11 protein-coding genes are annotated in these 12,851 nt (G+C 29.3%); 1 reads left to right on the top strand and 10 read right to left on the bottom strand.

All coding sequences use genetic code 11. The annotated features are described in order from the left end of the window. Nucleotides 1-2 precede the first annotated feature (2 nt). On the top strand, nt 3-1,316 hold the full coding sequence (locus ACKC83_RS05145; protein WP_434037259.1) for a phenylacetate--CoA ligase family protein: 1,314 nt from the start codon (nt 3-5) through the stop codon (nt 1,314-1,316). Here ACKC83_RS05145 and ACKC83_RS05140 read toward each other — a convergent pair. The 10 genes from ACKC83_RS05140 to ACKC83_RS05095 all read right to left on the bottom strand — a co-directional run bounded on the left by ACKC83_RS05140 (nt 1,294) and on the right by ACKC83_RS05095 (nt 12,848). After that, nucleotides 1,294-2,073, bottom strand: a complete 780-nt coding sequence (locus ACKC83_RS05140; RefSeq protein WP_434037258.1) for a glycosyltransferase family 2 protein — start codon at nt 2,071-2,073, stop codon at nt 1,294-1,296. The genes ACKC83_RS05145 and ACKC83_RS05140 overlap by 23 nt on opposite strands. 11 nt (nt 2,074-2,084) lie before the next feature. Then, complete coding sequence (locus tag ACKC83_RS05135) at nt 2,085-3,443, bottom strand: undecaprenyl-phosphate glucose phosphotransferase (RefSeq protein WP_434037257.1); 1,359 nt, start codon at nt 3,441-3,443, stop codon at nt 2,085-2,087. Between the two features lie 97 nt (nt 3,444-3,540). Next, nucleotides 3,541-4,668 (bottom strand): glycosyltransferase, encoded by a 1,128-nt coding sequence (locus tag ACKC83_RS05130; protein WP_434037256.1) that lies wholly within the window; start codon nt 4,666-4,668, stop codon nt 3,541-3,543. After that, the gene (locus ACKC83_RS05125) at nt 4,658-5,863 is read right to left on the bottom strand and encodes an O-antigen ligase family protein (protein WP_434037255.1); all 1,206 of its coding nucleotides are present in this window, start codon (nt 5,861-5,863) and stop codon (nt 4,658-4,660) included. The genes ACKC83_RS05130 and ACKC83_RS05125 overlap by 11 nt, the downstream gene beginning before the upstream one ends. Next, nucleotides 5,863-6,660, bottom strand: a complete 798-nt coding sequence (locus tag ACKC83_RS05120) for a glycosyltransferase (protein WP_434037254.1) — start codon at nt 6,658-6,660, stop codon at nt 5,863-5,865. Before ACKC83_RS05120 ends, ACKC83_RS05125 begins: the two co-directional genes overlap by 1 nt. Beyond that, nucleotides 6,620-8,035 carry an O-antigen ligase family protein gene (locus tag ACKC83_RS05115; protein ID WP_434037253.1) on the bottom strand — a complete coding sequence of 472 codons (1,416 nt, stop codon included), beginning with the start codon at nt 8,033-8,035 and terminating at the stop codon, nt 6,620-6,622. The genes ACKC83_RS05120 and ACKC83_RS05115 overlap by 41 nt, the downstream gene beginning before the upstream one ends. Beyond that, nucleotides 8,022-9,218, bottom strand: a complete 1,197-nt coding sequence (locus tag ACKC83_RS05110; RefSeq protein WP_434037252.1) for a glycosyltransferase family 4 protein — start codon at nt 9,216-9,218, stop codon at nt 8,022-8,024. Before ACKC83_RS05110 ends, ACKC83_RS05115 begins: the two co-directional genes overlap by 14 nt. Beyond that, nucleotides 9,215-10,120 carry a sulfotransferase family protein gene (locus ACKC83_RS05105; RefSeq protein WP_434037251.1) on the bottom strand — a complete coding sequence of 302 codons (906 nt, stop codon included), beginning with the start codon at nt 10,118-10,120 and terminating at the stop codon, nt 9,215-9,217. Before ACKC83_RS05105 ends, ACKC83_RS05110 begins: the two co-directional genes overlap by 4 nt. Continuing rightward, nucleotides 10,121-11,422: an MATE family efflux transporter gene (locus ACKC83_RS05100; protein WP_434037250.1), complete on the bottom strand. Its 1,302-nt coding sequence runs from the start codon at nt 11,420-11,422 to the stop codon at nt 10,121-10,123. Nucleotides 11,423-11,594: 172 nt separating this feature from the next. Next, nucleotides 11,595-12,848: a sulfate adenylyltransferase subunit 1 gene (locus ACKC83_RS05095; protein ID WP_434037249.1), complete on the bottom strand. Its 1,254-nt coding sequence runs from the start codon at nt 12,846-12,848 to the stop codon at nt 11,595-11,597. Between the last annotated feature and the right edge of the window lie 3 nt (nt 12,849-12,851).

Genomic DNA, 12,851 nt, shown 5'->3' with positions numbered 1-12,851 from the left:
TTTTGAAGCTATTCGATCTTACATTACAGTTAAATGGCTTTCCATTAAAGGAGGCTAAACAGACGCTTTCTAAAATTCATAAATTAAATACAATTGAATACGAAAACTATTTAAACTCGAAGAAGCACGAGATTGTTCAATATCACTTAAAGCACAATTCATTTTATAAGGATTTAGGAAAAAATGTAAATCTAAACGACTGGAATTCGGTTCCCGTTATGACTAAACGCGATCTACAACAACCTTTACAGGATCGCTTATCTGAAGGATTTACTACCAAAAATGTTTACATAAATAAAACATCAGGCTCTTCTGGAACCCCTTTTATTTTTGCCAAAGACAAAATGTGTCACGCCTTAACTTGGGCAGAGATACAAAACAGGTTTGGCTGGTATGGAATCGATTTTAATAGCTCGCTACAAGCCCGTTTTTATGGTATTCCGTTAGATACAATAGGATATTACAAAGAACGTTTTAAAGATAAACTAAGCAACCGTTACCGTTTTTCTATTTTTGATTTAAGCGATGATGCATTGCAAAACTATCTCGACGTTTTTAAAACAAAACCTTTCGATTATATAAATGGTTACACGAGTGCTATTGTACAATTTGCTAAGTTTCTAAAAACTAGAAACCTGAAGTTAAAACAAATTTGTCCGACTTTAAAATGTTGCGTGGTAACTTCTGAAATGCTTTTTCCCGATGACAAACTACTTTTAGAGCAACACTTTGGAGTTCCCGTAATTAACGAATATGGTGCCTCCGAATTAGATTTAATCGCTTTTCAAAATCCAAATAATATTTGGCAAGTAAACAGCGACACCCTTTTTGTTGAAGTTTTAGATGAAGACAATCGGGTTGTGTCTAACGGAAAGGAAGGCCGGATTGTAATAACGTCGCTTTATAACAAGGCACAGCCGTTTATTCGCTACGAATTAGGAGATATTGGTATGCTTTCTGAAACAAGTACATTACAAAAACCTGTTTTAGAAAAATTAACTGGAAGAACCAGTGACATGGCTATATTACCAAGTGGAAAACGAACCGCGGGATTAACCTTCTACTACATCACTAAAGCGATAATTGAAGATGATGGTAACGTAAAAGAGTTTATAGTAACCCAAGAAGATAAATCTACATTTAAAATAGATTATACAGGAGCATCAGAAATTTCTGAAATAAAAAAAGATGCTATAACCACTGAAATGAAGCGTTATTTAGAAGATGGACTAACGATTCGTTTTGAGAAGCACAACGCCTTAAAACGGTCTAAAAGCGGCAAATTGAAGCAGTTTAAGTCTTTGGTAAAACAATAGTATTTTTAGACTTAACAAAAATATACTCATAAAGAAAAAGAATCATGTAAAACATGGACTTTACTGTAGAAAACTGAAGCCCTGTTCTGTACACAGCATAGTTATATTTTATAAGTCCGAATTTATTAGCCGACATAGAATCAGATTGAAGTCTATAATTAGCCAATGGCTCTTGAATTCCTAAAGCCGAAGATCCTGATCGCTTTACAGCCTCTAACCATAACAACCAATCCTGTCGCTTCCTGAGGTTTTTAGTATATATTTTTCCTAAAGATTTTACGTGATAGATACCCGTTAAATTCCCGATATAATTACATTTAAGAATTTTATTATAAGATAATGTTTCTAAGGCTTGAATTCTTTTGTGTAATGCGTTTCCACGCTCGTCCATTAAATTATAACTAGAAAACGACACATTTAGATCCTGATCTATCATAAACCGGATTTGTTTTTCCAGTTTTGAAGGCAACCACAAATCATCTGCATCTAAAAAAGCTATATAATCTCCTTTAGCTTCTTTTGTACCTTTATTTCTAGTAATAGCGGCACCAGAATTTTTATCATTTTGAAAGAGAAAAATATTAGTATGTGTTTGCGTAAATTTTGAAATAATATCCAGTGAGCCATCTGTAGAGCCATCGTCTACAAGAATAAGTTCCCAGTTAACATAGGTTTGATTTAATACACTTTGAATCGTATCTGAAATAAATTTTTCAGCATTATAAACAGGCGTAATAACAGACACTAATGGTTTCATTTACAATCTAATTAATACGCTTTATCTTCCCCTTTTACGGCATTTAATAAGGTCTGAAAAATAATTTTAATATCGAGAAGTGTCGACCAGTTTTCAATATAAAAAATATCGAATTTTACGCGATTTATAATATCCTTATCGGTTTCTACTTCACCTCTAAATCCGCTTACTTGTGCTAAACCAGTAATACCTGGCTTTACAAAATGGCGTACCATAAATTTATCGATTCGCTTAGCATACATATGCGTATGACTTACCATATGCGGTCTTGGTCCTACCACAGACATATCTCCAAATAATACATTATAAAACTGAGGCAACTCGTCTATACTTGTTTTTCTAATAAATTTACCGACTTTGGTAACACGTTGATCTCCTTTTGTAGCTTGATATAAATGCGCATCGGGGTTTGGCATCATAGAGCGAAATTTATAACACTGAAATTCCTTATAATTAAATCCGTTTCTAGATTGTTTAAAAAATATTGGCCCTTTAGACTCTAACCTAATAATAATGGCTAGAATTGGTGTTAACCAAGAAAGTATGGACACAATTACAATTAAAGAAAATACGATATCGAATAACCTTTTAAAAAACTGATTTACACTTTCTTCTAAAGGAATATCACGAAGTGATAAGATTGGAATGAAGTCGTAATATTCGTATTTTAATTTTTTAGAATATATTTCTTTATTGTCTGGTAAAAACTTTAAAATCTTTAGATTATTATCTGCAAAATTAACGACTTGTAGAATTTGGGTATTGGACAACTCTGTAATAGAACAATAAATTTCGTCGATATTATTTTCTTTAATAAAACGCAGACATTTATCTAATGATTCTTGGGTTTTATCTCTTAAATTAAAAACGCTCTTTAAGGCATATCCATACTCAGGATTTTGTTTAAAAAAATTCTCTAAGGCATTAGTTTGTCTGTTTTTACCAATTATCACCGTTTTTCTAAGGTTACCTCCAAATGATGAACGGTATTTCTGAAGTAGATAATAGACCGTAAATTTCGCAAGTCCAATAAGCAAAAAAACAAGTCCAATGTATTGTAAAACAACTAAAGTATTTACATTTAAATTATGTCTAAATCCGAAATACGCAAACACTATTAAAGTAAACAATAACGCTTGCTTAACCAGTAAAGCCATTATAGTGACCTCTCTTGTAAAACGGTATACATCATAAAAACGAGAATACAGAGAAAGAATGATCCACGTTGCAGATACTAAAGAAACAAAAAGGAGAGGGTTCACATTTTTAAAAAAGAATAATAATGCTAAACCATTTATTATCCCCAAATCAATAGCGTAAGAGATGGGCCTTAAATACCCTGAATATCGACCTTGTTTATATGGATTCACTTTTGATTATAGGTATATAAAAAACATCTTTTTTGATGCTTGGTAAATTTAGAGAATACAAAAATAAGAAAGTAAGTTAGTTTAACGGCAGTTCCTATTATATATTATTTACATATATATTTTCTAAGTGTTTAATGTTATTATTTATATTAAATTTTTCTTCAAAAAGTTGCTTTGAGTTTTTTGAGAAAGACTCTAAAACCTCTTTATTATTTAATAAATTTAGAATACCCGCAGAGAATTCTGTAACATTTTCGTTATCTACTAAAATTCCATTATAACCATTAATAACGAGATCCCTATTTCCATCGGCATTTGTAGCTACAATAGGTTTTCCCAATGCCAAACTTTCTATCACCGAATATGGTAATCCTTCGTAACGCGCAGTGGTAATATACAGATCCGAATTATCTATAATATTAAAAATATCTTCTCGAGTAGTCCAATCTAACAGAGTAATATTTTGTTCTAAATTAAGTGCCTTAATTATACTTTTTACATTAGAAAGGTTTGGAGAATGATAACCAACCCCCATGAGCACGAGATGAATATCTGATTTCAATTTTTTCACTTGAGAAATGACCTCAAGCATTAACTCAATATTTTTTTGATAAGAAGGCCTACCTACAGAACAAATATAACTATCAGGCCAAGTCTTTTTTATTCCTAAATTTTTAATATGTTCAATTGGTAATATAGAATTATTAAACGTTAACACTCTATTTTTTGGATAACAAACGTCTTTTAAAGCGTTGTTTTTTTCGGAATTTGAAGATGCTAAAATTTTATTCCCTTTAAAATTAAACATTTTTTCAATCGCTAAAAACACACCCTTTTTAATTTTATTGGAAGCACTTAGGTAAGAATATGCTTGTGGCGTATGCAATACCGAAACACCCAAATATTTACCAACAATCTTACTAATTATTCCGCCTTTTGCACTATGACCATGTATAATATCTGGCTTATAATCTCTCAGAATTTTAATAGTCTTAAAAACCGTTTTTAAATCTTTTATAGGAGAAATATTACGTTGCAAAGGGACTTTGTAATCTGTTATCACTTCACCTAAATTAGTCTTAAATTTAGTATCCGAATCATCTTCCCCATGGATAACTATACTTTCAAAATTATCGCTATTAATATTTTCTAAGATTAATCTTAAAGACACATCCACGCCACCAACTGAATGAAGAATATGAGCTATTTTAATTTTATTTTTCATTATTACTTAACTTTAAAGTATTTATATCTAACCATGAAATTTGGATAAGTACTAACGAAAATATGTATACTCCTATTTGCCTATGAAAAAAATTCTCTACTAAACCGAATAATATTAAAACAGATAATAATATAAATGCTTGAAATCTATGTTTGGAATACATAAAAGTTATTATAAATATTGAGAGAAACAAAAATAATCCGACATACCCATATGACAATAATATATCTATAAACTGATTATGTGTATTATATTGTCTTTCTAAAAACCAATTTTTTCTAATTTCTTTTTCAATGTTTGAGGCATAACATGCGTTTAATTTTTGTTTAATATCTAGTTGCCCATCACCTAGAAAACGGTTATGTTCTCCTTTTAAAATAGAATAGCTACATTCCCAAATTACAACCCTAGGCTCCCATTCTCTCAATTTATAGAAATAACTATCATGCGTATCTTCTGCATATAAAAAACGATTTTTTAAATTGTCGTTTAATTGGAAAACACTTATTACTAAAACCAATATTGCTAAAACTCCAACAATGGCTTTTTTAAATTTGAAAAGTCGAAACAGAAATAATACACCAATAAATAGAATTGTAATTAAACCTATTCTAGCAGAGATAAAACCAACAAACAGGAAACATATTAACATATTAAACAATACTACTCTTTTGAATTTTGATTGTTCATAAATAACAATTGAAAACCCAAAACTAACGGCACATAAAAACCCTAAGTATAGACGTTCAATAATTAAAATTTCATAAATTATATCTCCATTTGAAAAATCAAATCCCCTTGTATTTATAACATATTTAATAATGGAATAGGCACATATTAGAATACAAAGCAACACACCTATAATAAAAGATTTAAGAATAAAAATCTTGTGTTTTGAAATCGAAAAAACAATAAACAGAGGTATGATTGCAACAATTTTACTAATTAATTTAAAATCTAAACTATTATCGTCTATAAAAACCGATCTAAGCAATAGGTATAAAATAAAAATATAAACTATAATTTTAGGAGGTGTTATTATTGTTTTTAAGTCCCTTTTTTTAATTATAAACGGGCTTAGCAATAATAATAGTCCTAAGACAATATTTGGAACAATTCTAGCAATGTTTTCAAACGGAAGAGAAGCACATAATAAGCAGGCTAAACCAGCATAAATTTGTTTTAGATAATTCATTATTTAAAAAGTATTTTCTTTATAGAGAGTAATACCTTATAAGGGATACATAATGATATGATGTTTCTAAAAATCCCATAAACAGGAAGAATACCTAGATAAAAGTTATCCTTAATTATCTTTATTTTACTTTTTATTTGCACTCTTCTGTTTAATACAGAAATCGCATTATCATCTACAATTTTATCTAAAAGAACTATGTCTAAATTTTCACTTTTAAACACTTTTAAAATCTTGAAAAAGAAACCATAATCTTCTGCTGCTTTATAATTCGTGGGATATAGTCCTACTGAATCTATTACCTCCGCATTAAAAATAACTGTTGGATGAATTATTTCACAATTTATATAAAAAGTCTTTTTTAATTTTTCGTAACTGGTTGGTAAGTTAGATTTATATAGAATTTCATTTTGTGGAGAAATATAATTTAACTGTGTTCCCAATAATTTTATTTCTGGATTTTTAAGAAGGTAATCTAATTGAATTTTAAATCTATTTATATGACAAATGTCTCCCGAATCTAATCTTCCTATAAATTGATAATTCAACTTTTTTATTTTATTTAATCCGTGATTTAAGGCATGTTCTATACCCATATTTTTGGTTAAAACTTCCAAATATAACTGTCCTTTAGAGAAACATAGATTTAATTCCTCCAGCCGAGGTACTATTTTACTACCATCATCAACAACCAACACATCTACATTAAAATCCTCTCGTATGGATGCTAAAGATGTTTTTAATCCGTCAATATTATTATAGTGAGGAATTAACACTATTAACTTGTGGTCGGTCATGCTCTGTTTGCTTTTGAAAAATAAGTAAAAGTACAAATGTAATCCAAAATCCATAGATTCTTGGCGTATCTATTTGTACCCAATTTACTATAAACCCAATAAAAGTGGTAAAAAAGAATAGATAATTAACATCTTTCGTTAAAATGTATTTGTTAAGCGTAGTGTACAAAATATAAATCAAGAAAATTATAAATAATAAAAATCCAATTATACCTGTTTCCGCTAAATATCGCACATAAATATTAAAACCTGGTGGGAAGTTTTTCTGTTTACCTTCTTTATAGCGTTCAATTTCCCAGTTACCTTTTACAGCCCATTCTGGATAATTATCCAGTAAATAAAACCCCTGTTGCCCATATCCCACGCCAGCAAATGGATTTTTATTAAAAGTTTCCATACCAGCAATAATAGTACCCATCCTGGTTTTATTGGAATTATTAGTTTCTATATTTTTGACAATTTTAAATGAATCAATTCTCTCATTAATTGTACTCACAATAACTTGTCCTTTCCACAAAAATAAAAATGGCAAAAACATCACTATAAAAATCAAAGTACGAAGAAAATAAACTAAAGCTTTTGATCGATTTAAAACTAAAAATACAATGAAAACAATAAGTTCTATCAAACAAAACAATTGTGCAGCTCTAGATCGTGAATAAAAAACTAAAATGAAAATTATGAATATATAAACTAACGTTACCTTTTTAGGTTTAAATGTAATTAATCGTCTTAAAAACCATGGGAAGATAAATATAAGATACATTCCTAAAAAAGGAGGCTCATGCGATGTTCCTGATATACGCTGATTAAGTACATCCTCTCTTATGTATAAAATTGAAATATTCTCATTAATTAACTGAATGATATTATGAGCAATTGAGACATGATATATTACAGATAATATTTGTAATACGGAGGCTATAAAAACGCATATTAAACTTACTCTAATTACTTTTTCTATTTTTCCAAACACATAATGTATATCATATTTTTCTAAAATATTATATAAAGTTATTGGCACGATTAAAACACAGAAAATTAAAGATAGAAATTGTCCTAAAAACCTTGAAACACCTTTGGTATCTTTAAAAACATTTGACTGAATTTCGAAAAAATTAAAGACAAATGTTAGAAAACACCACAGAGAGAATAATCCTATTAAAATAAAATAATTATTTTTAAGAGGAACTTTAATTTTTCCTTTAAAAATGACAGTAAGTCCAAAAATTAGAACTGCTAAAAGTAATGGATAAATATATGTTTCGTTTCTAAACTCTCCTAAATTTAAAAACAGCCTTGTATCCGAAAATGTAAATGGAATTAAAAATATTGAAATAATTACTGTTTTAAAAGCTAGTTTATTCAACTCCATTATCTATAAGTCTTTCAAATAAGTTTAAATGATTTTTTGCTATTTTATTAATATTGAAATTATTTTTAATTAGTAACTTTCCTTGTTGTCCTATTTGCATTCTTAAACCATCATCGGTTAATAAATCTATTAATGTTTTACTAAACGCATCAACATTATAAGGATCGATTAAAACCAATTCATTTTTTTCTTTACTTAATTCATCACCTGAGGTACTATTGCTATATACTGTTGGGCAGCCAACCATCATGGCTTCCATAGGCGCTAAAGCGAACGCTTCAGAAAATGATGGAAAAACTGCTAATTTGGCTTTTGTATATTCTTCAAGCAAGTGTTCTTTATTAGTATGTCCTAAAAATTGTACTCGCCCAGCATGTTTCGGTTCTATATACTTAGTAAAACGCTCCTTTATACCTTTTCCATATAATTTAAGTGTAATCCCCTCAATAGAATCGCATACAGTATTCCACGCTTTAAGTAGCGGAATTATTCCTTTCTTTGGCAATAATGAACCAGAAAATACAATAAAACGTTCTAAACCAATATAAGGCTTATCAACAATTTCAAGGCCATTATGAAGCACCTCAATAGATTTCGTCAAGTTGTAATATGAAATCATTTTAAGCTTTGTATAGAGGCTTACAGAGACTAATTGAGTCGCATAGTTATAAAGATCTGTTTCATAAAACATATCTGGCTTAGAAATAGTTTTATCTGCTTCCAAATTAAAGTAATTGGTACTACCATGAAATTTCACAATTTTGGGAATATCAATTTTAGGCCAAATATCAGATTTTAAATTTAAATAAGTGTAAGCCAATCTATAATCAGGAAATTCTATAATTTCTATATTATGTGCTTTTACTAGTTTTTCAACAAGCCTATTTTGCTCTATCCAAACTTTGTTAAGCCCAATAAAGTCTGTTTTTAAAATTTTATTTATTGCTTTATATAATAAGCTATTTCTAGACAACAGGGGTATTTTAACGCCATGATGTATTCGCCAAATCTCTACGCCATTTACTATTTCGTGCTGTTCTCCTCCAAATGAAAGCGGTAGGATACCAATTACAAATACTTTATGACCTTGTATTACTAATTCTTCGGCCAAAGATTTTGTTATAGTACCTATACCTCCATGAGACACTGGAGGGTACTCGTCGCAAATAAAACATATGTTCATAACCAGAAATCGAGTTTTTTATCTAATAATTTTTCTAATTCCTCTTTGTCTTTCTTAAAGACACTTTGTAAATACGCTTTTGTGTCTGCAGCCATATTTTCTTTTGGTTTAGATAAGTTCCGATTTTCTAATATATTTCTCAAAACAGTTCTAGTTTTCTCATCAAATATCCATTTAAAAAAACGTCTAGAAAACTGATTAGGACTTCCCTTTAGTATTTTTTGTAAATGTTTATTTTTTGGATGCCCTGTAAAGTTATAACGCTTGTTTACATCTGGTATTACACTTGCATCTATATTTAAAAATTTGTAAACTTCCTGAGTTATTACAATTGGGTCTTTCACAAATTCTTCAAAAATTACAATTTTCACATTTGAAAAATGATCCATAAAATTTTTAACATCATCATGATATAAACTAGCCTTTGTATAATGCCAAATAAACTCATAATTATCGCGAATTCGATCTTCTTCTAGAGACAACCCCTCTTTAAAAGATTTTATTTCTCTAACGTCTCTTATTAAATGATTGTATGCAGAAAACGAACGTTTTAAAGGATCCCTAAGCATTATTATAATTTTAGGATCTCCTAATTTAGATTTTATTTCAGGTATAACCTTCTTACTATAATATAAATAATCTACACTTGCTTCACCACATATTTGAGATTCTAACTTTTCACTAAATAGATTAGAATAGCTTTGGAAATCTTTTATCATTAACTCATAAGTTAATTGATCTCCTTTTCCTTGTTGAGGAAGATTTAAGAATTTTGTAACAAAATATTTCGGTTCCTTAACTGTTGGCAAAAAAACTTCCGGATGTTGCTCTAAATAATGAAATAATGACGTTGTACCTGCCTTAGCAGCACCAACAATTAAAAAATCTGGTAAGTTTTGCATTTATCTTCTAAAATATGTTTTTACCTTGTCTACTTTATATATATATATTAAACCCACTATATTCCAAAAAATTAAACTAAAACTACTTGAAATCGCAGCACCATTTATACCATATTTGGGAATTAAAATAAAGTTTAATAAAAAATTTAAAGCAAGTGAAATTAATAATAATAAAAAGAATTGTTTTTGTTTTCCTGTCATATTTAAATACAAGCCTACAGAACCACAGTAAGAACTAACAAACTGACCTACACACAACACTATTAAAGCAACTTTGGCTACGACGTAATTTTCTCCAAACATATTTAAAATAAAATCAGAAAAAACCACTAAAATTAATAATAAAGGTATTGTGAAAATAAAATTAATCCGGCTTGATTTATAAATTACTTCTTTTAAATTAACAAAATTGTTCTCAAAATAACTCTTAGATATTTCTGGCGCAATTACTGTATTTATTGAAGTTAAGACCACAGTTATTAACACCGTTAATTTGATAGCAATAGCATAATAAGCCAATTCCGCATAAGAATAATATTTTATAATAAAAAAGGAGTCAATGCTTTGCATTAACAACAAGGATAATGCACTAACAGCCATAGGGAGAGAAACAATAAAAATATTTTTTATAGAATAACTTTCATTATCTTCTTCCTGCTTAATCCCCGCTTGTTTTATTTTTTTTAAAATTATGGCAGTACTGACTATAGCGATTACTAGAAAAGAAAATAAAAAGATATCTACTAACAAATAAGATTTTCCAATAAAATAAACAACTACTGCCGCTATAAAAAATACAATAGGTCTAAAAACACTCCTAAAAAGCTCAGAGGTCTTTATAAATTTTAAAATCCGTAGCATTTCAAAATTTATAATTGTAAGTGCATAAATAAAGACATATAAAATTGTTTTCATTGTTAATGAATAAACATCAGGTTTATTAAAAACTATATCATAAAATTTTTCCGGGATAATTAGAACGGTTATTAGTATGATTAAGAAGATATAAAATGAAATTAATAAAAACTTAAAATAGATTTTTTTTAGATAAAATAAACTCTGAACACCCTTCATCTTACCACCTATTTGATAAATAGATTGGTTAGCTCCGAACAAGCATATGGTTCCGAAAATCAGTAATATATTATTTGAAAAATTAAATTCTCCAACACTTTTCTCAGAAAAATAGTTCGTTAAAAATAGCGTCAAACCATAAGACAATATGATACCAAACCCTTTAATAAAAATTATTTGTAAACTATTTAAACTTATTTGATCTAGTTCTTTGTATTTAAATTTCATTAATAAACAATATAAAACTTAGCTATGATGTAGTTAAAATGATTCTAATATAGAAGCGGATAAAGTTAAGGTTTTAAAAAAGCAAATCCATTAAAAACATACGATTTAAAATGTATGTTTTTAATGGATTCTTAGTATTTAATTAACTCTAAATGAAGTGATAATTTAATACTTATACTATCATACCCGCTGCAACAGTTTCGTTTGTAGAATCGTCTACCAAAACAATGCTTCCTGTAGAGCGATTTTCTCTATAAGAGTCTATCATTAATGGCTTAGTTGTTCTAATCTTAACTTTTGCAATATCATTCATATTTAGATCAGCACTACCCTCAACTCGATTTAAGGTTTCTATATCTATTTTATAAACCACATCCTTAATCATCGCTTTCTGATCGTTTGACGTATGCTTTATTGTGTATTTAGTACGAGGCTTTGCTCCTGCACTATTTAACCAACATAACATCACTTCAATATCTTGCGATGCCTCTGGCTTATTATTTGATCTTACAATCATATCTCCTCTACTAATATCGATATCGTCTTCTAATTGAATCGATACAGACTGCGGTGCAAAGGCTTCTTCTAATTCTTGATCGTATAAATTTATACCTTTTATTTTTGAAGTAAAACCTGAAGGCATAACTGTAATTTCATCGCCCACACGAAGTACTCCACTGGCTACACGTCCAGCATAACCTCTATAATCTCTATGTGAATCGCTTTGCGGCCTAAGTACCGTTTGTACAGCAAAACGTGCATCGATTTTGTTAACATCACTACTAATATGCATGGTTTCTAACATGTATAACATCGGAGAACCTTGATACCAAGGCATATTCTCAGAACGGTTAACAACATTATCGCCATCTAGTGCGCTCATTGGAATAAATCTAACATCTTTAATTAACATTTTAGATGAAATTTGCTCGAACTGAGACACTATGTTATTAAAGACTTCTTCTGAATAATCCACTAAGTCCATCTTGTTAACACAAACGATTACATGAGGTATATTTAATAAAGAAGCAATAAATGCGTGTCGCTTAGTCTGCTCTATCACACCATGTCTTGCATCTACCAAAATAGTAGCTACATTTGCTGTAGAAGCTCCTGTAACCATGTTTCTAGTATACTGAATATGACCTGGAGTATCTGCAATGATAAACTTACGCTTTGGTGTTGTAAAATATCTGTACGCAACATCTATTGTTATACCCTGTTCACGTTCGTCCTTTAAACCGTCTGTAAATAAGGCTAAATCGACACCTGCATGACCTTTTTTCTTACTTGTATTTTCTATAGATTTTAACTGATCTTCAAAAATAGATTTTGAATCGTATAGTAAACGACCAATTAAGGTACTTTTTCCGTCATCTACACTCCCAGCTGTTGTGAATCTTAATAATTGATTATTATCTAACATATT

Origin of the sequence: Formosa bonchosmolovskayae (assembly GCF_051016085.1) — a bacterium.
GTDB lineage: Bacteria > Bacteroidota > Bacteroidia > Flavobacteriales > Flavobacteriaceae > Formosa.
The sequence above is the reverse complement of the archived record's forward strand: the minus strand, read 5'-3'. Positions and strand labels throughout refer to the sequence as shown.